General features: G+C 73.6%; 22 protein-coding genes. 13 read left to right on the top strand and 9 right to left on the bottom strand.

Translation table 11 applies throughout. From position 1 onward, the window contains the following. Window positions 1-46: 46 nt before the first annotated feature. Both ACGF5U_RS12910 and ACGF5U_RS12905 read left to right on the top strand, forming a co-directional pair. Window positions 47-358 carry a hypothetical protein gene (locus ACGF5U_RS12910; RefSeq protein WP_392710124.1) on the top strand — a complete coding sequence of 104 codons (312 nt, stop codon included), beginning with the start codon at window positions 47-49 and terminating at the stop codon, window positions 356-358. Window positions 359-391: 33 nt separating this feature from the next. Next, entirely contained in the window at window positions 392-1,324 is a 933-nt protein-coding gene (locus ACGF5U_RS12905) for an RICIN domain-containing protein (protein ID WP_392710123.1), read from the top strand. Between the two features lie 192 nt (window positions 1,325-1,516). Here ACGF5U_RS12905 and ACGF5U_RS12900 read toward each other — a convergent pair whose 3' ends face one another. Next, complete coding sequence (locus tag ACGF5U_RS12900) at window positions 1,517-1,936, bottom strand: MerR family transcriptional regulator (RefSeq protein ID WP_392710122.1); 420 nt, start codon at window positions 1,934-1,936, stop codon at window positions 1,517-1,519. Window positions 1,937-2,327: 391 nt separating this feature from the next. Here ACGF5U_RS12900 and ACGF5U_RS12895 point away from each other — a divergent pair, with 391 nt between their 5' ends. The 4 genes from ACGF5U_RS12895 (at window position 2,328) to ACGF5U_RS12880 (ending at window position 6,217) form a co-directional block, all read left to right on the top strand. Next, window positions 2,328-3,830 (top strand): SulP family inorganic anion transporter, encoded by a 1,503-nt coding sequence (locus tag ACGF5U_RS12895; RefSeq protein WP_392710120.1) that lies wholly within the window; start codon window positions 2,328-2,330, stop codon window positions 3,828-3,830. 132 nt (window positions 3,831-3,962) lie between these two features. Next, window positions 3,963-4,037 (top strand): 50S ribosomal protein bL37, encoded by a 75-nt coding sequence (locus ACGF5U_RS12890; RefSeq protein WP_099048249.1) that lies wholly within the window; start codon window positions 3,963-3,965, stop codon window positions 4,035-4,037. Between the two features lie 295 nt (window positions 4,038-4,332). Beyond that, window positions 4,333-4,536 carry a cold-shock protein gene (locus tag ACGF5U_RS12885; protein WP_015607926.1) on the top strand — a complete coding sequence of 68 codons (204 nt, stop codon included), beginning with the start codon at window positions 4,333-4,335 and terminating at the stop codon, window positions 4,534-4,536. Between the two features lie 145 nt (window positions 4,537-4,681). Further along, window positions 4,682-6,217 carry a DEAD/DEAH box helicase gene (locus ACGF5U_RS12880; protein ID WP_392710118.1) on the top strand — a complete coding sequence of 512 codons (1,536 nt, stop codon included), beginning with the start codon at window positions 4,682-4,684 and terminating at the stop codon, window positions 6,215-6,217. Between the two features lie 49 nt (window positions 6,218-6,266). On the opposite strand, the gene ACGF5U_RS12875 is transcribed toward ACGF5U_RS12880, so the two are convergent. The 8 genes from ACGF5U_RS12875 to ACGF5U_RS12840 all read right to left on the bottom strand — a co-directional run bounded on the left by ACGF5U_RS12875 (window position 6,267) and on the right by ACGF5U_RS12840 (window position 13,754). After that, the gene (locus ACGF5U_RS12875; RefSeq protein WP_392710117.1) at window positions 6,267-7,952 is read right to left on the bottom strand and encodes a cation acetate symporter; all 1,686 of its coding nucleotides are present in this window, start codon (window positions 7,950-7,952) and stop codon (window positions 6,267-6,269) included. Further along, entirely contained in the window at window positions 7,949-8,176 is a 228-nt protein-coding gene (locus ACGF5U_RS12870; protein WP_392710115.1) for a DUF485 domain-containing protein, read from the bottom strand. Before ACGF5U_RS12870 ends, ACGF5U_RS12875 begins: the two co-directional genes overlap by 4 nt. Window positions 8,177-8,320: 144 nt before the next feature. Continuing rightward, window positions 8,321-9,778: a PucR family transcriptional regulator gene (locus tag ACGF5U_RS12865; protein ID WP_392710114.1), complete on the bottom strand. Its 1,458-nt coding sequence runs from the start codon at window positions 9,776-9,778 to the stop codon at window positions 8,321-8,323. A gap of 211 nt (window positions 9,779-9,989) precedes the next feature. Then, the gene (locus tag ACGF5U_RS12860; protein ID WP_392710647.1) at window positions 9,990-10,193 is read right to left on the bottom strand and encodes a cold-shock protein; all 204 of its coding nucleotides are present in this window, start codon (window positions 10,191-10,193) and stop codon (window positions 9,990-9,992) included. Window positions 10,194-10,513: 320 nt separating this feature from the next. Then, window positions 10,514-10,885 carry a luciferase family protein gene (locus tag ACGF5U_RS12855; RefSeq protein WP_392710112.1) on the bottom strand — a complete coding sequence of 124 codons (372 nt, stop codon included), beginning with the start codon at window positions 10,883-10,885 and terminating at the stop codon, window positions 10,514-10,516. Window positions 10,886-11,201: 316 nt separating this feature from the next. After that, a complete protein-coding gene (locus ACGF5U_RS12850; RefSeq protein WP_392710110.1) occupies window positions 11,202-11,519 on the bottom strand; it encodes a hypothetical protein in 318 nt (105 codons plus the stop codon). A gap of 85 nt (window positions 11,520-11,604) precedes the next feature. Next, the gene (locus ACGF5U_RS12845; RefSeq protein WP_392710108.1) at window positions 11,605-12,678 is read right to left on the bottom strand and encodes a polyprenyl synthetase family protein; all 1,074 of its coding nucleotides are present in this window, start codon (window positions 12,676-12,678) and stop codon (window positions 11,605-11,607) included. Further along, entirely contained in the window at window positions 12,675-13,754 is a 1,080-nt protein-coding gene (locus ACGF5U_RS12840) for a tetratricopeptide repeat protein (RefSeq protein WP_392710646.1), read from the bottom strand. Before ACGF5U_RS12840 ends, ACGF5U_RS12845 begins: the two co-directional genes overlap by 4 nt. 468 nt (window positions 13,755-14,222) lie before the next feature. Between ACGF5U_RS12840 and ACGF5U_RS12835 the strand changes: the two genes are divergently transcribed. The 7 genes from ACGF5U_RS12835 to ACGF5U_RS12805 all read left to right on the top strand — a co-directional run bounded on the left by ACGF5U_RS12835 (window position 14,223) and on the right by ACGF5U_RS12805 (window position 24,010). Beyond that, window positions 14,223-14,504, top strand: a complete 282-nt coding sequence (locus tag ACGF5U_RS12835; protein WP_392710107.1) for a hypothetical protein — start codon at window positions 14,223-14,225, stop codon at window positions 14,502-14,504. Window positions 14,505-14,621: 117 nt separating this feature from the next. Continuing rightward, window positions 14,622-15,977, top strand: coding sequence for a type VII secretion integral membrane protein EccD (gene eccD, locus ACGF5U_RS12830; RefSeq protein ID WP_392710105.1), 1,356 nt, complete (start codon window positions 14,622-14,624; stop codon window positions 15,975-15,977). Between the two features lie 28 nt (window positions 15,978-16,005). Further along, window positions 16,006-17,298, top strand: coding sequence for a MinD/ParA family protein (locus tag ACGF5U_RS12825; RefSeq protein ID WP_392710103.1), 1,293 nt, complete (start codon window positions 16,006-16,008; stop codon window positions 17,296-17,298). Between the two features lie 94 nt (window positions 17,299-17,392). After that, entirely contained in the window at window positions 17,393-21,424 is a 4,032-nt protein-coding gene (gene eccCa / locus ACGF5U_RS12820; protein ID WP_392710102.1) for a type VII secretion protein EccCa, read from the top strand. 353 nt (window positions 21,425-21,777) lie between these two features. After that, a complete protein-coding gene (locus ACGF5U_RS12815) occupies window positions 21,778-23,220 on the top strand; it encodes a DUF6177 family protein (RefSeq protein ID WP_392710100.1) in 1,443 nt (480 codons plus the stop codon). Window positions 23,221-23,337: 117 nt separating this feature from the next. Continuing rightward, the gene (locus ACGF5U_RS12810) at window positions 23,338-23,670 is read left to right on the top strand and encodes a hypothetical protein (RefSeq protein WP_392710099.1); all 333 of its coding nucleotides are present in this window, start codon (window positions 23,338-23,340) and stop codon (window positions 23,668-23,670) included. A gap of 28 nt (window positions 23,671-23,698) precedes the next feature. Further along, window positions 23,699-24,010: a pore-forming ESAT-6 family protein gene (locus ACGF5U_RS12805; RefSeq protein WP_392710097.1), complete on the top strand. Its 312-nt coding sequence runs from the start codon at window positions 23,699-23,701 to the stop codon at window positions 24,008-24,010. The last annotated feature ends 132 nt before the right edge of the window (window positions 24,011-24,142 follow it).

Here is a 24,142-nt window from a genome sequence, read left to right as displayed (position 1 = left end):
GCCGGTGTCGCGGGCACGGCCCTACGCTGGAGACCGGAGGTGTGCCATGAACGGCGGCAGCCACTACCACCTCGACGTCTCGGGCCACTCCATCACCGTGAACCTCGCACCCGGGCGACACGGTGCGGTCGAGCTGCTGGTCGACGGCAAGGTGATCGGATACCTCGCGGAGCGCCGGGGCGGCACGGCCACCGTCGCGGGTGAGCTGGCCGACGAGCCGGTGCGGCCGTTCGTCGTCCGCCTGCGCGGGCCGAGGCTCGGAGTCGGCCGGCCCAGGGTCACGCTGGACTTGGACGGCGGCGAGCGCCCGATGCCCCGGCGGCGGACGCCCAGGGCAACCGGCTACTGTCCCCCGTGACTTCGTAGCGCCCATCCAGCCAGAGGAGCGTCGGTGAACGAGCCGTACGAGCCGTACCAGCCTGCCGCGGCCCCGCCACCGCCGCAGGCCTACGACCCGGACGCGACCGAGGTCATCGCCCCCCTGCCATCCGGCGCGCCCCCGCGGCCCAGTGCTCCCCTGCGGCCGAGTGCTCCCCTGCCGCCTGGCGCGCCCCTGCCGCCGGGCGTTCCCGTGCCCGTGGAGGCGACCCGGCCCCTGCCCCGTATCGACGTCGACGACCCGGCGCCCGCGAGGCGGGCCACCGCCCCGGCGGGCCGCCGTCGCCCCGCACGCCGCGGCCCCGGCCGCATGGTGATCGCGGGCGCGCTGATCGTCGTGTGCGCGGCCGCGGGCCTGGCCATCGGCGCCGTGCTGAGCGGCGACGGCGCCGCCGACGGGGCCGGGTCGGCGCAGGCGCCGGTCACCCCGCCGGCCGGCGACACCTCGCCGGAAGCCGCCCCGGCCGCGCGGTCGGCGTCCGTGTCCCCGTCCCCCTCGCCGTCGCCGACCGTCGTCCCGCCGCCCGTCCCGGCCGGAACGTATCTGCTGCTCGACCCCGGCACGGGCAGGGCCGCCGACGTCGCGGCCGCCTCCCTGGACGACGGGGCGCCCGTCATCGCCTGGCAGCAGCACGGCGCGGCCAACCAGCAGTGGCGGATCGCCGACGCGGGCGACGGCTCCGTACGGATCGAGGCCGTGCACTCCGGCAAGTGCCTGCACGGCAGCGAACAGGACCGGCTCGTCATGCAGTTGGCGTGCGCGGACGTCAACGGGCAGCGGTGGGTGCCGACTTCGGGGCCGACCGGCGGGCACGCCCTCGCGCTCCCCGGATCCGGTCTCGTCCTCGGTGTCGGCGCGGCCGCCCCCGACGGTACGCAGGCGCTGGCCCTGCTGGACCCGGGGGCGCCGGGCACGCTGCCGTGGACGCTCCAACCCGTGGCGTGACGACGGGAGTCGGCGTTCGGGTCGCGCCCGGGACTTGCCACGACACTCTCCCGTCGCGTTAGAGTAGGAGTGCTCGCCGACCCGGTCGGCCTGCTTCCATTCGTCGTTCCCGGGCAGGGGTGGATCCGTAGCCCCTCCCCGGCTCGGGAAGGGCGGAGCGAGCGCGGCCCCGGGGGCCGGCGGCCCGGAGCGTCAGGCGCGGCCGCCCGCGCCGGCCTCCAGTCGGCGGCGCAGTGTCGCGGCGAAGTCCTCGGCGGCCATGAGCTGGGCGCGCAGCGTCTCGCAGCGCGCGTCGGCGACCTTCCGGTACGCGTCCAGCCGCTCGCGGAGCCGTACGCGCTCGTCGTCCGACGGCGGGTCCTCCGTGTCGGCGATCCGGTCGGTGATGTCCAGCAGGTCCCGCATCTCCTCCAGGGAGAAGTCCAGCGGCTTCATCCGGCGGACGACCATGAGGCGTTCGACGTCCGCCTCCGTGTAGAGGCGGAAGCCCCCCTTGCTGCGGGCGGAGGGGGTGACGAGGCCGACGTCCTCGTAGTGGCGGATGGTGCGCAGCGACAGCCCGGTCCTGTCGGCCACCTCGCCGATCTGCATCCGCCGCCGCTGGTCCGTCATCGCCGCGCCTTCTCCTTCAGTGGTCCACCGCATGCACGGCGATCGAACGTTCGAAGTGCTCCAGCTTACGTATCTGGAATCACAGGTCGCTGGGCCTGTCGGCCTCTGTTCCGCAAGCCGGGACTCGCACTCTGCCCTCACGTCAGGGTAGAGTCACCGTGTTCGCTGTTCCGTGCGGCCCCCGACAGGGCAGGCCCGGAGCGGCGCCCCACAGCTTCCGGGCAATGATGCCCGACCGGCGGCCGCACCGGCTGTCACTCCCCACCGGCAGGGCCCCCGTCGTGGCCGGGCCGCCGGGACTCCCTCGGTCACGGACTCGTGACGGAGTCGTGTACGAAGCGCGCGTGCGTCCAGCGGTCGTGGTCGCGTGCGCCCGAACAGAAACGGTCGCATGTCCTCACCGCTGTCCGCTGCCCCGAAGCCGCGCCTGTCGAAGCCCGACTGGCTCGCCTCCCCGAAGGTCTTCCGCACCGAGGTGCTGGCCGGCCTGGTCGTGGCCCTGGCCCTGATCCCCGAGGCGATCTCGTTCTCGATCATCGCGGGTGTCGACCCGGCCGTCGGCCTGTTCGCCTCGTTCACGATGGCCGTGGTGATCTCGGTGGTGGGCGGCCGCAAGGCGATGATCTCCGCCGCCACGGGCGCCATCGCCCTGGTCATCGCCCCGCTGAACCGCGAGTACGGCCTCGGCTACCTCATCGCCGCCGTCATCCTCGGCGGTCTGATGCAGATCGCCCTGGGCGCGCTGGGTGTCGCCAAGCTGATGCGGTTCGTCCCGCGCAGCGTCATGGTCGGCTTCGTCAACGCGCTCGCGATCCTGATCTTCATGGCCCAGGTCCCCGAGATGCGGGACGTGCCCTGGCCGGTCTATCCGCTGATCATCGGCGGTCTGGCCCTCATGGTGTTCTTCCCGAAGATCACGACCGTGATCCCGGCGCCGCTGGTCTCCATCGTCATCCTGACCGTCATCACGATCGGTGCCGGCATCGCGGTGCCGACCGTGGGCGACAAGGGCGACCTGCCCTCATCCCTGCCGGTGCCGGGGCTGCCCGACGTGCCGTTCACGCTGGACACGCTGACCACCATCGCCCCGTACGCCTTCGCGTTCGCCCTGGTCGGCCTGATGGAGTCGCTGATGACGGCCAAGCTGGTCGACGACATCACCGACACCCACTCCAACAAGACCCGCGAGTCCCTCGGGCAGGGCATCGCCAACGTCATCACCGGCTTCTTCGGCGGCATGGGCGGCTGCGCGATGATCGGCCAGACCATGATCAACGTGAAGGTGTCCGGTGCCAGGACCCGGCTGTCGACCTTCCTGGCCGGTGCCTTCCTGATGGTCCTGTGCGTGGTCTTCGGACCCGTCGTCTCCGACATCCCGATGGCCGCCCTGGTCGCCGTCATGATCATGGTGTCGGTCGCCACCTTCGACTGGCACTCCGTCCACCCCAAGACGCTGAAGCGGATGCCGCTCGGCGAGACCGCCGTCATGGCCGTCACCGTCGCCGTCGTCGTCGCCACGCACAACCTCGCCATCGGCGTGATCGTCGGCTCGATCACCGCCATGGTGATCTTCGCCAAGCGGGTCGCCCACCTCGCCCAGGTCACCGGAGTCGTCGACCCCGACGGCAACCAGGTCGTCTACGCGGTCACCGGCGAGCTGTTCTTCGCCTCCTCCAACGACCTCGTCTACCAGTTCGACTACAAGGGCGACCCGGACGACGTCGTCATCGACCTCTCCGACGCCCACATCTGGGACGCCTCCTCCGTCGCCGCCCTCGACGCCATAGAGACCAAGTACGCCCAGCGCGGCAAGAAGGTCACCATCGTCGGCCTGAACGAGCCCAGCGCCGAGATGCACGACAAGCTCGCGGGGCAGCTGACCGCGGGCCACTGAGCCGGGGACGGCCCCGCGACGCGTTTCCCGCCGTGCGGCGGGGCGGGGCCGAACCTAGACTGGCGACGGCATGAGGTGCCCCCAGGTACCCGGACGAGGCCGTGGTCACCCACGGCGAGGGAGATGGGCGATATGTCGAAGCGAGGCAACAAGCGGCGTGCGCGCAAGGGCAAGAAGGCCAACCACGGCAAGCGCCCCAACGCCTGAGCCGACGACGACGACCCGACACGCCACGCCGCCGGGAAATTTCTGAAAAATTCTCCGCGACATTTTTGTGGGCCTGCCCACGTCCGGCGGAAATTTCTGGGCGGCGCTGGCGGTGCCATGCTAGTGTCGATATCTGTTGCAGTTGTGGTTCCCGAAACCTTCAGCGCTTCGCCTGTTTTTTCTGACGGGCAGAGCGCGTTTGTGTTGCCGGTTTTTCTCCGGATGGGATGATCATCGCGGCGACGCGAGGTCCGCGCAGTGCGGGCCCAGGTATTTCCCCTAAGGAGAAATCGTTATGGCTACTGGCACCGTGAAGTGGTTCAACTCGGAAAAGGGCTTCGGCTTCATCGAGCAGGATGGTGGCGGCGCCGACGTGTTCGCCCACTACTCGAACATCGCCACCCAGGGCTTCCGTGAGCTGCAGGAAGGCCAGAAGGTGAGCTTCGACGTCACGCAGGGCCAGAAGGGCCCTCAGGCGGAGAACATCGTTCCCGCCTGAAGCTGACCCGTGCGACGACGCTGGGGCCCGCACCTTGGGTGCGGGCCCCAGCGCTGTCTCAGGAACGTCCGAGACGTCCATGTGATCGGACTTTTTTCCGCTGTCCGTCACCTGTCCGTCACTTCGTTCTCGGGGAAGGTTCCGTATGAACCGCAGCACCACACGCAGGAACAGCCGTTCCTTCCACGCCGGCAAGAGCGGCGGCTCCTCCGCCGGCGGCCGGGGCCGTTCGAACCCGTCGAACCGCGCCAAGGGCTCCGGCGGATCCGGGGGTTCCGGCGGCGGACGCAGCACCGAGTACCGGCTGCCGACCGGCGGGACCCCGCCGCTGCCGGCCGTCACCGACTTCGCCGAACTCCCCCTGCCGCAGCCGGTCCTGGCGACCCTCGCCGCGCAGGACGTGACCGTGCCGTTCCCCATCCAGGGCGCGACCCTGCCGAACTCGCTGGCCGGTCGTGACGTCCTGGGCCGCGGCCGCACCGGCTCGGGCAAGACCCTGGCGTTCGGTCTCGCCCTGCTCGCCCGCACCGCCGGGCGCCGGGCCGAGCCCGGACAGCCGCTCGCCCTCGTGTTCGTCCCCACCCGGGAGCTCGCCCAGCAGGTGACGGACGCGCTCACGCCGTACGCCCGCGCCCTCGACCTGCGGCTCGCCACGGTCGTCGGCGGCATGCCGATCCGGCGCCAGATCAACGCCCTGCGCGGCGGTGCCGAGGTCGTCGTCGCCACCCCCGGCCGGCTGAGGGACCTCGTGGACCGCGGGGACTGCCGGCTCGACCAGGTCGCCATCACGGTCCTGGACGAGGCCGACCAGATGACCGACATGGGCTTCCTGCCGCAGATCACGGCCCTGCTCGACCAGGTACGCCCGGACGGCCAGCGGCTGCTCTTCTCCGCCACCCTCGACCGCAACGTCGACGCACTCGTACGCCGCTACCTGCACGACCCGGTCGTCCACTCGGTGGACCCGTCGGCCGGCGCGGTCACCACGATGGAGCATCACGTCCTGCACGTGGGCGACGCCGACAAGGCCGCCACGACGACGGAGATCGCCGCGCGCGACGGCCGCGTGATCATGTTCCTGGACACCAAGCACGCCGTCGACCGGCTCACCAAGCACCTGCTGCGCAGCGGGGTGCGCGCCTCCGCGCTGCACGGCGGCAAGTCCCAGCCGCAGCGCACCCGCACCCTGGCCCAGTTCAAGGACGGCCACGTCACGGTGCTCGTGGCCACCAACGTCGCGGCCCGGGGCATCCATGTGGACGACCTCGACCTGGTCGTGAACGTCGACCCGCCGACCGACCACAAGGACTACCTGCACCGGGGCGGGCGCACCGCGCGCGCCGGGGAGTCCGGCAGCGTGGTCACCCTCGTCCTGCCCCACCAGCGCCGGGCGGTGGACGGTCTGATGGCCGACGCGGGCATCAGACCGACGACCACGGCGGTGCGTTCCGGCGAGGCCGAGCTCACCCGGATCACCGGCGCCCGCAAGCCGTCCGGCGTGCCCGTCGTGGTGACACCGCCGCCCGCGCAGCGCCAGAACCCCCCGTCCAAGTCCGCCAAGTCGTCGTCCGCGTCCTCGTCCCGCCGTCGCCGGCGCGGCGGTGGCGGCGGCGGTGGTGGCGGTGCCGGCGGCCGTGGTGGCGGTGGCGGCGGCGGCCGGTCCAGGGCGCCCCGCGCCTGACGCGCGTCAGGCGGCCGTCCGCCTCGTGAACCCGTCGGCCCGCGTCTCCTCAGGAGACGCGGGCCGCGCCCGTACCCACGGCCCTTCCCGGCCCGCCCGCGCCCCGCCTTCCCGTGACGCTGCCCAGCCGGCCGAGCAGGAACGCGGCGGGCACCGTCACCAGGACCACCGTCTGGAACGGGAACCAGTCCACGCCCCAGTCCGGGAAGAGCGACAGGGGCGTGCCCGAGAAGACCGGGCTGGAGACCTGCAGCCCGACCGTCAGGCCGAGCCCGCCGTACAGCGTCCACAGCAGCCCGGCACGGGTGTACCGGCGCCAGAACAGGGAGTACACCAGCGCCGGAAGCAGGCAGGACGCCGCCACGGCCAGCGAGAGCGTCGACAGGAACAGGACGTTCCAGCCCTGCACGCCCACCGCGAGCGCGATGCTCAGGACCCCGACACCGGCGGACGCCAGGCGCGCGGCGGCCACCTCCCGGCCCTCGGTCGTACGGCCCCGGCGCAGGACGTGCGTGTACAGGTCGTGGGCGACCGCCCCCGCCGCCGCCAGGGTGATGCTCGCGACGACCGCGAGGGTCGTGAGGAACGCCGCCGACGAGACGAGGACGACGAGCACCGCCCCGCCCGTGTGGGTCGAAGGGCCACCCGCCAGCTCACCGGTGAGCATCAGCAGGGCGGTGCTGCCGCCCGGGTCGGCGCCGAGGATCGCGGGCGCGCCGACGAGCGCGGCGGCCCCCAGGCCCAGCAGCGCGGTGGCGAGACAGAAACCGGTGACCAGGGTGAGGGTGTGCCGTACGGTACGGCGCGCGGTCGCCGCGTCGGGGGCGGTGCCGAGCTGCAGGGCGACGTGCGGCAGGCAGGCCACGCCCAGCACGATCGTGACCATCAGGCCGAACTGGTCGAGGGTGCGGGCGGGTTCGGTACTCGCGGCGAACCGCAGGCCCGGCGTCAGCAGGGTGTCGGGCCGGGTGCTGCCCCGCCGGGCGGCGGAGATCAGCGCGTCGGTGCTCCAGTGGAAGCGGTGCAGCAGGACGGCCGTCACCGCCAGCGCCGCGCCGAGCAGCACCACCGTCTTGATCACCTGGATCACGATCGTGCCGCGCATCCCGCCGAACACCGTGGCGCAGACGACCAGTACGCCGATCATGACGATGGCCGTCTGTTCGGCGCCAGGACCCGACAGGCCCAGCAGCGTCGTGGTGGTCACCCCCGCCCCGGAGAGCTGCACGACCAGATACGGCACGCACGCGGTGAGCGTCACGACGGCGACCGCGATCCGTACGGCGGGGCCGGGGGCGCGCGGCGCGAACGTGTCGCCCAGGGTGTAGCCGCCGCGTTCGCGCAGGGGCCTGGCCAGCAGGAGGAGCACGCCGAGGGAGAGCACGGTGCTCAGGGCGATGAACATCCCGTCGTAGCCGAACACCGCGACACTGCCCGTGGTGCCGAGCACGGTGGCGGCGGACAGGTACACGCCCGACAGGACGAGGGCACCGCGTACGGGACGCAGAGCGGCGCCGGCCGTGTAGAAGTCGTCGACCCGGTCGCGTTCGGGGGCGCTGAGCACGCAGATGAGCAGCACGGGGACGATGAACGCCAGGAAACCGACGAGCACCAGGGCGCGGGTGTCCTGGTCCAGGGCGCCGGGAGCGGCGGCGAGCAGGCGAGGGGCGAGGAGACGAGGGGCGAGGTGAGGAGCGAGGTCAGGAGCGAGGCCCAGGGCGAGGTCCGGGCTCATCGGGGTCCGTCCGCGTGACGGTCGTAGCGGGCGGCCGTCGCCAGCAGTACCGCCGCCTGGAGCAGCAGCGCCAGCATGCCGACGGTGGTCTCGCCCCAGACCCTCGCGGCCAGGAATCCCTCGGCCCAGCAGGCGAGCAGCAGATGGACGGCGAAGACGGAGCCGTTGACCGCGGCGAAGGACCGTCCCGGGCGCGGCGACCGAGGGACGTACGGATGGGCCATGGAGGTCTCCTGGCAGGGCGGGTACAGGTGCGGGTGGATGAGCAGGGCTCACCAGAGCACCCGCGCCCCGGCCCGTCCACGCCCCCGGCGCGACGGTGTGGTGCGTGCCCAAGAACCGGCTGCGGCGGCTGTGATGATGCCCAGTCAGCCGGCCGGGGGAAGGGCTCCGCGGCCGTCCCCGGTACCAGCGCCCGCGCCCGTGCCAGCACCCGCGCCCGTGCCAGCGCCCGCGCCCGTGCCAGCACCCGCGCCCGTGCCAGCGCCCGCGCCCGTGCCCGCGCCGAGTGCCGCGGCGGGGCCGAGCGCGGCGGCCGGGCCGAGCAGCCGGTGGGCGTCGAGGGCGAGGGTCAGGCGCACCAGGTCGCGCGGCCGGGTCATGGCCAGGCCGGTGATGTGCTCGAAGCGGCGCAGCCGGTTCAGCACCGTGTTGCGGTGGCAGAGCATGTGCCGGGCGGCGCCGACGGCCGAGCCGCCGTTCTCGATCCAGACGCCCACGGTGTCGAGCAGCGTGTCGCGGTCGGCGGGTTCCAGGTCGTACAGCGGGCGGAGCACGTCATGGGCGAGTTCGGCGGACAGGTCGGGCCGTGAGACCAGGAGCCCGTCGGGCAGGCGGGCGTCGAGCCGGGCGACCTCGCCGTCGGTCCCGCAGGTGCGCAGGGCGAGTCCGGCCATGTCGCGGGCCCTGGCCAGCTCGTCCAGGCCCCGCACCACCGGGCTGACCCCGATCCGTATCCCCGGACCCGCGTCCAGCGCGGCGACCAGCGCGTCCAGGGGCCGGTCGCCCAGGTGCGCGACGAGCACGTCCCGGCGGCCCGAGGTGTGCCGCAGGATCCGGACGCCCCGTACCTCGGGGGCGGTGCCGGGGACGCGGCCGTACGGGGGTGTCGCCGCGATCTCCGCGACGGCGAAGCGTCCGTGCGGGGGCAGGTCGAGCATGGCCGCCGCGCTGCGGGTGAACTCGGGGTCGCCCCGGCTCTCCAGCAGCGCGGCGAGTATCAGCCGGACCCGTTCCCCGTGCCTGCTGGCGACACCCTCGGCGGCCTGCCGGTAGGCGTCCGCGACGAGGAAGGCGTCGCGGTCGTTGCTCTTCCACACCAGCTCGGCGACGTGCACGAGCCGGCGGGTGGCGGCGGGCCCGTCCCTCTCCACCACCCGGATGATCCCGCTCCACACCTCGGAACCGGCGACCCGGAAGGCGTGCAGCACCTCGTCGAGTGGGCGGCCCTGCTCCGCGCGCCTCCTGCCGAGCTCCCGGGTGTACCGCTCGACGTCCACGATCCGTCCGGGGTCCAGGGCGGCCTCCAGGGCGTGGCGGATGCCCGCGGAGACGGTGCACACCACGTCGGGCGGTGCGAGGACGGGGTCGGCGTAGTACGGGATCTCGGTGCGGATCCGCCGCACCACGGTGTCGGCGAACTCCGGGCCGCGCCGCAGCAGGCGCCGGCACGCGCGGTCGAAGAGCTCCGGGGCGGAGAGATCGGCGGTCGCGGAGGGGACCCTGGTGACGTCGGGGCCCCCGGGGGCGGCGGGAACCCCGGGGGCGGCGGGAACCCCGGGGGCGGCGGGATCGGCGGTGGCGGCGGGGACGGAACCGGTGTGCATGGACCCTCCAGGTGGACGGGGCGTGCGGAACACCACGCGGTCGGCGGACGACCTGCCGGAGGGCATCATGCTAAGCAGTCGCTTATGGGTGGGCGAGGTCGCGGCCGAACCGTAATGCATTCGCGCCGAACCGTAATGAACCCGCCACCCGGGCACGCATCCGTGCCCCGGGTCCTGACGGACGCGGGGCGCGGTGGGAGGTGGGACGGGTTCAGCCAGGGGTGACGTGCTCGGCCTGCGGCCCCTTGGGGCCCTGCACGACGTCGAACTGGACCTTCTGGCCCTCGTTGAGCTCGCGGTACCCGCTGCTGGCGATGGCCGAATAGTGGACGAAGACGTCCGGACCTCCGCCGTCCTGCGCGATGAAGCCGAAGCCCTTCTCCGCGTTGAACCACTTCACTGTGCCGGTTGCCATCTGGATCTCCTTCACGGGGGCGGGAACAGACCCCCGACGTCCGAGTGACCGTTTTCCGGCCACGTACTCCACACCGGCGTCGGACGAAGGCCTCGGGCGGGCGGCGCGCCGCCGCCGCACCGCGTCCCTGATCCAGATCCCGGTCCAGACCGCCAGCACCACGGCCGCCGCCACCCGGCTCCAGTCCGGCGAGCTGTCGCTCGCGGCGGTCCAGAACAGGAAGACGACCCTGAGCGCGTCCCACAACCGGTCATCAGAAGGACCGCCCTTGCCGGCCATCGCACCCCCTCAGCGGTGCGGACATGCTCGCACGCGGTGCCTCAGCGCCGTCGTCCCAGGTGCCGGGTACAGGGGTCCGGCCGGAGGGGATCGGCGGGGCCGTCACCGGTCGCCAGCAGCGCGGCGCTGACGAGCGTGGCCAGCAGGTCGATGTCGGAACCGGTCTCGAGCCGTACCGTGACCCAGCCGGAAGCGGGGGACAGCCGCAGCGCGCTGGAGCCGCGCAGCACCGGCCGCAGCTTGGCGATCATGTGATGGGTGAGATGGACGTCGGCCTCGTGGTCGCCGTGGAAGTGGACGATCTCCGTACCGCCGGCCGCGCACAGGCAGTGCGGTGCTCCGCAGCGGGCGTGGCCGCGCGAGAGCGCCGGCCACACGGCGAGGCGATCCCGTGCGTCTCTGGCCAAGTTCATGCGCCAAGCCTGCCCGTTACCGGACGGTTGGCACAGGGTTCGGACGGCGGAAACCGGCCGTTCGACGGCGCGCGGACACCTCCCCGGCACCGCACGCCCCACCCGTCGTCCCCGCGAGGGAGCCGATTCACCGACCGTCGGGGGAGAGCTGCCGCGAGTCGCGGGTGAACGGCGCACCGCCCGCGCCGTCACGGGACCCGGGACATACCTGGTTCTGCCTGTCCGGGACACCACCCGGACAGGCAGAACCGGACATGGCACCCGCCCCCACGGGCCACCGGCCCCACCGGCCCCACCTGCCTCCGATCCTTGCGGCTCAGCCCATCCCGGTCGCGTGGCCCGCCACGGCCCCGGCGAGCATGGCCGCGCCCGCCACCCCCTGGGTGCCGGCGGGCCCGAGCGCGGAGGTGCTGCCGAGCGCCCCGGAGGCGCCGCCGGTCAGGGCCTCGGGGACACCGCCCGCGACGGGCGCGGGAGCGACGGCCTGCGAAGGGGCGGCCGTGCCGAGGGCGAGCGCGAGGGTGCCGGCGGCGGTCGCGAGAGCGCGGACGGCGGTACGGCGGGTGCCGGTGCCCGTACGGGCGGTGGTGCTGGTGCGGGCGGTGGTGCCCGTACGGGCGGTGGTGCTGGTCATGGGCTTCCTTCTCGATACGGGGATACGGAACGCGATACCCCGACAACGCCGGCACCCGGCCCCGGGGCACGGCGCCCGCCCGCGGTCACACCGCGCGGTGCAGCAGGAAGGCGACCAGCGTGTGCAGGTCCCGGGCGGCGCCCGGGGCGAGCGGGGCGCCGTCGATACAGGCACGGGCGGCATCGAGGTGGCGGCGGGCCTCGTCCAGGGTGGCGGCCCGCCCGCCGGCCTCCTCCACCAGGGCGGCGGCGTGCGCGACGGCCGCGTCGTCGCCCGGCAGGAGCGGCGAGTCCAGCAGCGCGCCGAGTTCGCGGGCGGCGCGGCCGTCCACCGCGAGGGCGGCGATGACCGGGTACGTCTTCTTCCGCCGGCGCAGGTCTCCGTGGACGGGCTTCCCGGTCACCGCCGGGTCGCCCCACACGCCCAGGAGGTCGTCCACCGCCTGGAAGGCCACGCCGAGGTGGCGCCCCGCCCGGTCCAGCGCCGTGACGGTCCCGGCGGGCGCGCCGCCGAGCGAGCCGCCGAGCGCGGCGGCACACCCGAGGAGGGCGCCGGTCTTGTTCTCCGCCATGGCCCGGTACTCGTCCGGGCGGACGGCCCCGGGACCCGTCCAGGGCCGCGTCTCGAACAGCAGGTCGTCCGCCTGGCCCCGCACCAGATCGCCCAGCGTCCCGCAGAGGCGCCGTACGGCGGCGAGGGGCGCCTCGGCGAGCGCTGTCCCGGTGACCGGCGCCTCGGCCAGCGTCCGCACGGCGAGCGCGAAGAGCGCGTCGCCCGCGAGGACGGCGGGCCCGGTGCCGTACGCCTTCCAGACCGTCTCGCGCCGCCGCCGCGTGCCGTCGCCGTCCATGATGTCGTCGTGCAACAGCGAGAAGGCGTGGACCAGTTCGACGGCCACCGCTCCGGCGACGGCCGCCTCGGCGTCCGCGCCCGCCGCCTCCGCGCCCAGGACGGCGAGGGCCTGGCGGACGCCCTTGCCCTCGGAGGCCCCCGGGTCCGGGGTGCCGTCCACGTCGCTCCAGCCCAGCGCGTACGCGGCCATCTCGCCGGTCCACGGGTGGAGCCGCCCGACGGCGGCCGCCAGCGCGGGCCGCACCACCGCACGGCACCGGCCGAGTATGCCGGCCGCCGGGGCGGGCGGCGCGGTGGGAACCGTCATCGTGCCGCCCCTTCCGCGGCGGCGGGGCCGTCGGCGGCCCCGCAGGCGTGACCGTCGACGGCCTCGTCGGCGGGCGCCTCCGTGCCGGGCGCGGGGAGGGGGCCCACGCCCAGTTCGGCCGCCGCCTTGTCGACCATGTCCCGGGCGTGCCGCAGGCCGATCCGGTCCAGGGTGTGGCGCAGTTCCGCCAGCTCGGCGGCGGTCCGCGACGCGTCCCGGCCCAGCCGGGCCAGGGACTTGGCGAGGCCCAGCCGGGAGAGCGCGGTCCCGCGCGGCTCGTCCATCGCGCGGAACTCCTCCAGCGCCTTCGCGTACGTGTCCCGCGCCTCCGCGTAACGGCCCGCCCGGTAGAGCACGTTGCCGCGCATCTTGTGGTTGTACGCCAGGGCGCTCGACAACCGCATGTCCCGGCAGAGGAGTTCGGCCTCCGAGAGCAGCGCCAGCGCCCGGTCGACGTCCCCGTCCCGCACCGACACCACATCGGCGATGCCGCGCAGCGCCCAGGCGCGGCCCCGCCGGTCGTCGGCGCGCCCCGCCGTCTCGGCCGCCTCCTCGAAGAGCGCGAGCGCCGAGTCGTACGCCCCGGTGTTCCGGCGCATCTGGGCTATGCCCTCCAGCGCCCACACCGTGTGCCGTGCCTCACCGCGCCTGCGGGCCTCGGCGAGGAGCTGTTCGTGCAGCTCGCCGACCGCCTGGTAGTCGCCCTGGATGCGGCCGGTCTCCGCCAGCCCGGCGAGCGAGTAGCCGCGTACGACGATGTCGCCGCCGCGCTCGCCGAGTTCGGCCGCCAGCCGGAGCAGCCGGTACGCCAGCGGTAAGGCGCCCCGCTGGCGGGCGAGCGTGCCGCCGCTCCACAGCGCCCACGCCATCGCCCCGGCGTCGCCCGCCGAACGCGCGGCCCGGTAGCTCGCCTTCCACGCGCCGTCGGCCTCCTCGACCCGGCCCAGCCGCCGGTACGCCTCGGCGACGGCGAGGCCGCAGCGCGCCATGCCGCCCGGCTCCCCGGCCGCTTCCGCCGCCCGCAACTCCTCGATCCCCCTGGCCAGGACGTCGGTGAGGGACGCGTTGACCGACAGCGAGCCGAGCGCGCCCTGGTACTCCGGGGCGACGGCCCTGCCACGCCGTGCCGGTGTCGCAGGTGTCGTTGGTGCTGGCGGTGCTGCCGGTGTCGTCGGTGTCGTCGGTGTCGTCGGTGTCGTCAGGGTCGTCGGTGTCGTCACGGTCGTTGGGGTCGGTCGTGTCGCTGGTGTCGCTGGTGTCGGTCGTGTCGGTCGTGTCGGTCGTTCCACCGTCGCACCCGTTCGTTCGTCCGCTTGTTCGCTTATGTCGATCACGAACGTACGAGTGCGCGGGGGTGGTACGAATCCCTCTCTGTACGGGTTATCGGGTCATACCTGCGATGTACGCATCCATCGCACCTTGTATGTTGCAGAGGCAAAGCGCGGGGGCGGCGCAGGGGAAGGCGGCTCGTCAAACCGGCCGATCTCGCGGACAATGGCGGCCCGACGACGGACGACTGAGACGACGGACACGGACGACGACGAATGGCACGGGACTACGACAGCCAGCTGCTGGAGTCGGTGGCGGTCCGGCGGCGCAGGATGCGGGACGCGCTGCTCTTCGGCGCACAGCGGGCGCGGCGCACGGCGGACGAGCGGCTCGCGAAGGTGTTCGCGGGCATCGCCATCGCGGCCGTCCTCTGCGCGGGCTGCGTGGGCTGGTCCTTCCTCCAGCACACCCTGGCGAAGCAGAAGGCCGAGCAGGAGCAGCAGCGGCAGCGGCTGGAGCAGCCGTACGAGTCGCCGGCGAAACCGGCGAAACCGTAGCGGCGTCCAGGAGCACGACAGCACGGCGCGGTACGGCGCGGCACGGCGCCGCACGGTGGTACGGCCACGTTCCCTCGACCCGAAGGTTCCCGACGGCGCGATGATAGGTTCCCGCAAGTGGTGAGCACAGCAACGACTTCCCGAGCGCAACTGAGCCGGGTGACCCTGGTCGGCGAGCGACGCCGGGCCGACATCGTCCTGCCGTCCGACACCCCTATCGGTCAACTGCTCCCGGACATCCTGCGGTTGCTGGACGACCGGGCCGCGTCCCGGCCGCTGACCCGGCAGCTGATCACCTCCGACGGCTCCGCGCTCCCGCACGACAGCACGCTCGCGTCGTCCGGGATCGCCGACGGCGCCGTGCTCCGGCTCGTCCGGAGCCACTCCGCGCCGCCCGCACCCGTGGTGCACGACGTCACCGACCAGGTCGCCGACGACCTCGACCTCCAGGCGTGGCGCTGGCGTCCCGCCGCGCGCCGGGCGGGTGCCGGGGTGGCGACCGTCACGTTCGCGGTGATCGCCGCGCTGCTGGCCCGCCGGGAGTTCGCGCTCGGCTCGCTGGCGGGCGCACTCGCTGCCGTAACGTTCCTGCTAATGGCGGGCGGTGCGCTCGCCGCCCGCGTCGGACAGGGCAACCGGGGCCTCGTGACCGCGCTGCTGCTCGCCTCGGGCGGGCTCGGCGTCCTCACCGCGTGGACGGCCGCCGACGCGTACGACTGGTCCGGCGCCGTCCGGCTGGCCGCCGTCGCGGCCGCGCTCGTGCTGACCCTGCTCCTGCTCGGCTACTTCTCACCACTCGGCCGCGGCGGGCTCATCGGCGCCGGGGCCACCGCCGCGCTCACCGGCGGCTGGGAGGCCGTCGCCGCCTTCCAGGACGACCCGGCCAGGCTCGGTGCCGTCATGGCCGTCGTGTCCGTGGTACTGCTCGGGCTGCTGCCCCGGCTCGCGATGATGGCGTCGGGGCTCACCGCGCTCGACGACCGCCGCTCGGGCGGGGTCTCCGTCAGCCGCCACGAGGTCGGCAACGCGCTCGCCGCCACGCACCGGGGGCTCGCCCTCGCGACGATCGTCACGTCCGTCTCGGCGGTCGCCGCGGGCTGGCTGCTCACCCTGGCCGCACGGCCGACCGTCTGGACCGTGGCGCTGCCGTCGGTCGTCGCGGTGGTGCTCCTATCCAGGGCGCGGGCGTTCCCGCTGGTCGCCGAGGTCGTGGCGCTGTTCGTCGCGGCCGGCTGCCTCGTCGTACGCCTCGTGACGCTGTGGCTGGAGCACGCCGGGGGCGTCGGTCCGCTCGCCGTCCTGTGCGCGGCGGCGGTGCTGCCGCTGGCCGTGCTGGCGGTGCAGCCGCCCGAGCACGTACGGGTGCGGCTGCGGCGGATGGCCGACCTGGTCGAATCGATCGGCATGGTGGGGCTCTTCCCGCTCGCCGTGGGCGTGTTCGGCGTGTACGGACAGCTCCTCAACAAGTTCTGAGTCAACGCGCGGGTGTGGAAGGGCTGACATGCCGAACGGAGACAACTGGCAGGGCGACCTGCTGCGCGACCTGCGGGGCGGCGCCCCCACGGGCCCTGGCCCCATACCGGCGCCGGGCCCCGTACCGGCCCCGGCCGATCCTGCGCACGCCCAGCAGCCGCAGCAGCAACACGCCCAGCAGCCGCAGCAACAGGCACAACAGCCGCAGCAACAGGCACAACAGCCGCAACAGTCGCAGGCACAGCAGCCGCCGCAGCCGCAGCCGCAGCAGGCCCCCGCACCGCAGCCGCAGCCGCACACCCCCGCGCCGCAGCCGTCCGCGCCCGTGGCGCACACCCCGCAGGCCGTGCCGCACCCGGCGCCCGCGGCTCCGGCCGGCCGCGGCACGCGCCCGCCCCGCACCCCCGACTCGCGCCCGGTCGTGGACCGGGGCCTGGCCGACGCGGGGCGGAAACCCCGCCGGGGCGAGGCGTTCGCGGCGCGTGCCGTGCGCGCCGTACGCCGTACCGTCGTGTCGTCGGCCGCCCGCGAGGTCGCCGAGACCACCCGTACCGCCGAGGTGCTCCAGCAGCCGGTGACGACCGGCCGGCAGATCGCCGTCACGTCCATCCGGGGCGGCGCGGGCAAGTCCACCGTCGCGGCGCTGCTCGGCACCACGTACGCGCACTACCGGCAGGATCCCGTCCTGTTCGTGGAGGCCGACCCGGCGCTCGGCTCGCTGCCGCTGCGGCTCGGCGCGGAGTCGCTGCGCTGGACCACCGGCGACGTCGCCGACATCGTGGAACCCCAGATGTCGCTGCTCGACGTCACCGGCTACCTCGTCCAGCTCCCCGACAACGCCTGGCTGCTGCCCGGCAGCCAGGGCCAGATCGGCGCGATGCTGGACACCCGGGCGTACGAGCGGGCCATGGTCGCGCTCCGCCGCTACTTCGGCGTGACCGTGGTCGACTGCGAGACGCTGCCCGCCGAGGTCGCCCGGGTCGCGCTGTCCGCCGCCCAGGCCCGGGTGCTGACGGCCCCCGCCACACTGGAGGGCATCACCAGCACGTACGCGGTGCTCCAGTGGATGCAGGGGCTGCCCCGGCACGTGATCGCCGGGACGGTCGTCGTACTCACCGAACTCGTGCCGCACACCGGGGTCGACGTCGGCGCGGCCGCCGAGAAGCTCCGGTCGACCGGCGCGGGCGTCCACGTCCTGCCGTACGACCGGCACCTGGCGGCCGGCGGCCCGATCCGTACCGAACTGCTCGCCCAGCCGACCCGGCAGGCGGTCACCCGTATCGCCGCCGACGTCTTCCAGCTCTCGCAGAAGCGCCACTGAGAGACGACGGACAACGGATGACGGACGACGGGTGAGGGACGACGGGTGAGGGACGACGAGGGATGAAGACGGACGAGGACGGACGAGTACGGACATGACCACCCGACTGATCCACCGCCCGGCCAGGACCACCCGGCCGCCCGCCGCCTCCGAGGCACGCACCATCGAGGCCCCGCCGAACCTGCCGGAGGGCAAGGCCGGCAACATCGCCATGTCGCTGCTGCCGGTCGCCGGCGTCATGTTGTCCGTCGTGATGATGACCGTCGTCCGCAACAGCCAGTTCGCCGCGCTCGGCGCGCTGATCCTCGTCGTCACCATCGTCGGCTCGCTCGTGCTCGTCTTCTCGCAGCGCGGCAAGGCCCAGCGCACCCGCCGCACCCAGCGCGAGGCGTACCTCGCCTACCTGGAGGACCTGCGCGAGGAGCTCGCCGCCGAGGAACGCGCACGGCGCGAGCGCGCCGACGTCCTCAACCCGCCCCCGCACGCCCTGTACGACATCGTGCGCGACCCGGCCCGGCTGTGGGAGCGCCGCAGGCTCGACGGCGACTTCCTGCGCGTCCGGGTCGGCACCGGCCAGATGCCCGTACGGGATCTGAGGATCGCCGAGCAGGGTTCGTCGGTCCTCACACCGCCCGACCGGTTCATGCTGAACGAGGCGTCGGCGCTCCAGTCCCGGTTCCGTACCGGCACCGAACTCCCGCTGACCGTCCCGCTCGACCGCGTCGGCGACATCAGCGTCGTCGGCGCCCGCGAGGACTGCCTCCGCGTGGCCCGCGCCCTGCTCGTCCAGACCGCCGCCCTGCACGCCCCGGACGACGTGGCGATCGCCCTCGCCGTACCGGGGGAGCGGCTCACCGACTGGGAGTGGGCCAAGTGGATGCCGCACCTGCTCGACACCGAGCAGTTCGACGGCCCCGTCGCCGCCCGCCGCATCGCCCCGTCCGCGCCGCAGCTCGCCCGGCAGCTCGGCCCCGAGCTGCGCCGCCGTGCCTCGTACGCGGCCGAGGTGCGCCGCGGCCTGTCGGACAAGGACGCCCTGTCCATGACGTCCCGGCTGCTCGTCGTCACCGACGGGCACGGCGAGGACGCCGTCGACCTGCCGCGCCCCGACGACGCGGTCGGTCTGCGCGAGATGGGCGTCACCGTCCTGCACCTGCTCCAGGAACGGATCCAGGAACCGGGGCACGTCGGCGTACGGATCACCGTCGACGGCGACCAGGTCGTCATCGAGGACCTCCGCGCGTCCGAGCCGATCAGCGCCCACGGCACCGTGGACGAGGTCGGTGTCCCGTTCGCGGAGGGCCTGGCCCGGATGCTGGCGCCGCTGCGGCTGTCCGCCGAGTCGACGGCCGACGCCCCGCTGTCAGGACCCGTCGACTTCGCCGAGCTGCTCGGCATCGAGGACGTGGCACGGCTCGACCTGGAACGGCTGTGGGCGCCGCGCGGCGAACGCGCGTTCCTGCGCGTCCCCATCGGGATCAGCGACTCCCACGAGCCGGTCCTGCTGGACCTGAAGGAGTCGTCCGAACTCGGCATGGGCCCGCACGGGCTGTGCGTCGGCGCCACCGGCTCCGGCAAGTCCGAGCTGCTGCGCACCCTCGTCCTCGCCCTGGTGGCCACGCACCCGCCCGAGGACCTGGCCCTGGTCCTGGTCGACTACAAGGGCGGTGCCACGTTCGCGCCGTTCGCGGACCTGCCGCACGTCGCCGGTGTCATCACCAACCTGGAGAACCAGGCCGGCCTGGTCGAACGCGTCCACGCCTCCCTCGCCGGCGAGGTCAAGCGCCGCCAGCAGGTGCTCAAGGACGCCGGCAACGTCGCCGACATCGGCGACTACGCCGCACTCCGCGCCGGCAGGCGGCCCGACCTGGAGCCGCTGCCGCACCTGTTCATCGTCATCGACGAGTTCGGCGAACTCCTCACCGCCAAGCCGGACTTCATCGACCTGTTCCTCTCCATCGGCCGGATCGGCCGCTCCATCGGCGTGCACCTGCTGCTGTCCAGCCAGCGCATCGAGGGCGGCAAGCTGCGCGGCCTCGACACCTACCTGTCGTACCGGCTCGGTCTGCGCACCTTCTCGGCCGACGAGTCCCGGACCGTCCTCGACACCACCGACGCCTTCCACCTGCCGCCGCTGCCGGGCTTCGGCTACCTCAAGGTCGACACCAGCCACTACGAACGCTTCAAGGCGAGTTACGTCTCCGGCGCCTACCGGGGACCCGTGCGGCGCGCCGATGACGAGGACACCGGGCCGCTCGCCCTGGAGTACGAGGCGTACAACACCCTCTCGGAGCTGGACAGTTCAGGCGCGGCCCAGGAACCGGCGGTGCGGCGCCGCGAGACCGGGCCCACCGAACTCGGCGTCATGGTCGAGCAGCTGGAGCACGCCGGGGCGGACACGGTCCGCCGGATCTGGCTGCCGCCGCTGCCGCACGCCATCGCGCTGGACAAGGTCGCAGGGCCGCTCGTCGTCGGCCCGCGCGGCATGCAGCTGGCCCGCCCGTCGTCCGGCGACCACCCCGCGTCCAGCGCTTCGCGCGCCCCCTCCGGCGGGCGGGGCCCGCTCCAGGTGCCGCTGGGCCTCCTGGACGACCCGACCAGGCAGTGGCAGGGCCGGTGGTACCTGGACCTCACGGTGGCGGGCGGCCACGCGGCCGTCATCGGCGGCCCCCAGTCAGGCAAGACGACACTGCTCCGCACCCTGGTGCTGTCGCTCGCGCTGACCCACACCCCGCAGGAGGTCGGCGTCTACGGGCTCGACCTGGTCGGCGGCGGACTCCAGGCCCTCGCCGGACTGCCGCACGTCGGCGGCGTCGCGGGCCGCGCCGACCGGGAGCGGGCCGCCCGTACCGTCGAAGAGGTGCGGAACATGCTCGCGGCCCGCGAGGACCTGTTCCGCGAGCACGGCATCGACTCCGTCGAGCAGCTCCGCACCCTGCACGCGGCGGGCCGGCTGCCCCAGCTGGCCTCCGCCGAGATCCTGCTCGTCATCGACGGCTTCGGCGCCCTCCGCGACGACTTCGAGGAACTCGACGACGCCGTGGTCGACATCCTCAAGCGCGGCGGCGGCTACGGCATCCACGTCGTCGCGGGCATGCTCCGCTGGAACGACGTCCGCATCGCCACCCAGTCCTACTTCGGCACCCGCGTCGAACTCCGCCTCAACGACCCCAGCGAGTCCAGCGTCGAACGGAAGCTCGCCGAGACCCTGTCGCCCGACGAACCCGGCCGCGTCCTCACCGACGGCAAGCTGTTCGCGCAGGTCGCCCTGCCCCGTACGGACGGCAGCGCCGACGCGTCCGACCTCGGCACGGTGCTGGAGCGGACGGTACGCACCATCAGGGCCACCTGGAGCGGCGAGGTCGCCCAGCCCGTACGGGTCCTGCCGCAGGTCCTGGAGCCCGCCCTGCTGCCGGGACCCGCCGCCGAGCCGAAGCGCGTGCCGATCGGCCTGGACCAGACGGCGCTGGCGCCCGTCCTGCTCGACCTGTTCGCCCACGACCAGCACCTGCTGGTGATGGGCGACAGCGAGTGCGGCAAGACGAACCTGCTGAAGACCATCGCGGCGGGCCTGGTCGAGCGGTACACGGAGGACGAGCTGGTCCTCGCCGTGATGGACCCCAGGCGCGGCCTGCGCGGCGTGGTCCCCGAGGAGTTCCTCGGCGGCTACGCCTACAACGCCAAGCTGTGCGGGGGCCTCGCCGCCGGGATCGCGGGCGAACTGGAGAAGCGGCTCCCCGACGACAGCGCGCCCCTGGAGGACCTGGAGCCCGGCAGCTGGGGCGGCGGGCCGCGCATCGTGGTGCTCGTGGACGACTACGACGTGCTGACCACGGCCGGGCAGTCGCCGCTCGCCCCGTTCCTGCCGTACATTCCGTCGGCCGTCGACATCGGCCTCCACTTCGTCCTGACGCGCCGCGTCGCGGGCGCCTCACGCGGCATGTACGAGCCGCTGGTGCAGGGCCTGCGCGAATCCGGCGCGTCGGCGGTGCTGATGGCCGGCGACCGCAGCGAGGGCCAGCTCTTCCCCGGCGTGTACGCCACGCAACAGCCACCGGGGCGCGGGGTGCTGATCCGCAGGGGGCAGTCGAACCGGCTGATCCAGACGGTGTACACGGCCGACTGACCCGCCCCCTGATCGTCTCCCGCCGCCTCCCCTCTGCTCCCCTCTGCCGGCCCGCTCGCCAGTCGGCCCCGCTCGCCAGTCGGCCCGCTCACCCGCCCACCCGCTTGCCCGCAAGCCCGTTTCCCCATCGCCCGATCTCCCGATCCCCCAACCTCCCCAACCTCCCGACCCTCCCCGACCTCCCGACCTCCCCGACCTCCCGACATCCCCGACCTCCCGACCTCCCCCGACCTCCCGACCCCCCCCGACCTCCCGACCTCCCCGACCTCCCGACATCCCCGACCTCCCGACATCCCCGACCTCCCGATCATCCCGACTGCCCGATCTCCCGAAGACGAAGGACCCGACGACCCATGACCAAGGACGTCATCGCGCTCACACGGCGCATGCCCGACCCGTGGACCGTGCTCGCGGGCCTCATGTCCGGCGGCCCCGACAAGCTGGTGGGTACGGCGGGCGATGGCGCCGTCGTACAGCTCCTCGACCAGGAGGGCCGGCCGCTCGTCTCGGTCGAGGCGCCGCTGCTCGTCCAGGTGCCGGGGGAGGCGGAGCGGCTGCTCGGCGCCACGGAGCCGCCGGTGCCGTTCTGGTGGACGGAGGCCCGTGCCACGACGGGCGTCGCCGAGGCCGAGCGGCTCGCGGGCACGTTCGCGGCCCGGGTGGCGTCCCTGGCGGGCGGCACCGCGTGGCCGCCGGAGGCCGCCCGGTCGGTGGCCGTGGTGGAGACCGACGGAGTGAGCGCCGTGCCGGTGCCCGCCGCCGCGCAGCCCGCCGTGGACGTCCTCACCGACAAGGTGGCCGTCGTCATCGCCGACCGGCCGGTCGTCGCCATGACGGCCTGGCTGTCCGACGCGTTCCGGGCGGCCGCGCACGCGGGGCTCGGCCTCCAGATCGTCAGCCCCGCCGGGACGACGCTCTCCCCGGCCGTGCACGACAGCCTGGGCGGCTGGCCGTCGCGCTGGGTCGTGCAGGACGAGCGGGACGGTTACTACGACGGGGTCACCGGGGCCGTACTGCGCTGGCAGGAGGGCATGTTCGCGCCCGTCGACGCGGCGGCCCGGCAGGCGTCGGGAGACCCGGGCGGCTGGGGCGACGGGGACACCCCGGTGGCGGCCTCCTTCAAGGAAGGCGTCACGGACACCGGGGAACGCCAACTGGCCGTCACTTTCAGGACCGTGCACCCCGCCGACGACCGGCTGGTGCTCGGCGGCGCCCTGGAGACGGTGTGGCGGGAGCTGACCGGGGAGCCCCCGGCGGGCTGGGGCACCGCCGAACCGGCGAACATCCCCTGGTCGTTGCGGCAGCTCACCGACGTGGCGTTCGAGCGGGCGCCCGAGCCGACCTGGTTCGTGGTGGTCGGCGGCCGGGCCCGGCCCGGTATCGCCACGTTCCGGGTGCGGCGTACGAAGGCGGGCGTGGAGGAGCACGTCACCCTCGCCTTCGGGTACGGCGACGGCGAGGAGCCGCCGCTGGACGCCCTGACGAGGACGGCGGAGGCGCTCGCGACCCGTCACCACCTGCAGTCGATGCTCGTACAGCTTCGCAAAGCCCGTCGTGACCTGGCGGTGCCGCCCCGGTTCGAGGGGCCCGGCGTTCCGGTGGCGTTCGTGCTCGGCGCGGAGGAGGTCAGGCGGCTGCCGGGCGACCGGGCCCGCCGTACGCCGCTGGCCGATCCGCCCGTACCGCTGGGCCCCAAGTCCCGCCCCGCGCTGTACTACCCGCTGCCCGGCGATCCCTCGGACCTGTCGGGCTGGCGGGAGTTCGAGCGGCTGATGCGGCATCTCAAGGAGACGTGAGATTTGTCGTATCTTCGTCACAGTGCCGTCTGTTGCCGTGATTGCCGATTGCAACAGTGACGGTGCTGTTGATAGGCATGAGGGACAAGTGTTCGTTCAGCCCGGCGGGGGAGTCCGATGAAGTTCGACATGGGAGCACAGGTCCTCTCGACGCTGAGGTCGCAGTCGCAGGGGTCGAGCACGGACCTGGGAGTGCTGATCAATCAGCTCGTGCAGGCGGCGGCGCCGTTGGAGGGCAAGTTCCACGGCTCCGGCAAGGTGGCGTTCGACTCGTTCAAGATGCGGGCCGACGAGATCTCGAAGGCGCTGAACGGCTCGCTGGCGGCGATCCTGGGCGGCCAGGCCGGCATGGACGCGGCCTTCGGCTCGGGCGACACCGAGCAGGGCGACAACGCGCGGACGCAGATGTCGGCGGCGAACTTCGACGCGGCCCGTTTCTCGGGCCGCTGACCGAACTTTTCACGGGGAGTGATGGCTGATGGCCGGCGGAACCGACCGTCGCGCGTACGACACGGGCGCGTCGTCTGAGGCACAGGGCAACATCCAGGCGGTGATCGCCCGTCTGGAGCAGGTGATGACGGCGCGCGACGCCCAGGTGAAGGCCGCGATGACGGACTTCACCGCCGACGGTGTCGCCGACGAGTACCACGGCAAGGAACTGCGCTGGAACACCGCATCCGCCGAGGTGAAGAACATCATCCAGCTGCTGAAGACGACCCTGGAGAAGAACGACGCCACGGCCCAGCAGACGCTGGCGCGGGCGAAGGCGGCGGTCGACAACATCGGCTGAGCGCGCGCCGACGAGATCGGCTGAGCGAAGGTCGACGGCATCGGCGATCGCTGGCCGACGGCGTCGGCTGACCGGCCGCGTACCGAACACCCGGTGGAGAAACGATCCTCCAGGTGTCGGTACGGGCCGGTG

It is taken from the genome of Streptomyces sp. NPDC047886 (assembly GCF_043204435.1).
Taxonomy (GTDB): domain Bacteria; phylum Actinomycetota; class Actinomycetes; order Streptomycetales; family Streptomycetaceae; genus Streptomyces.
This window is presented reverse-complemented; position numbering and strand designations above follow the sequence as displayed.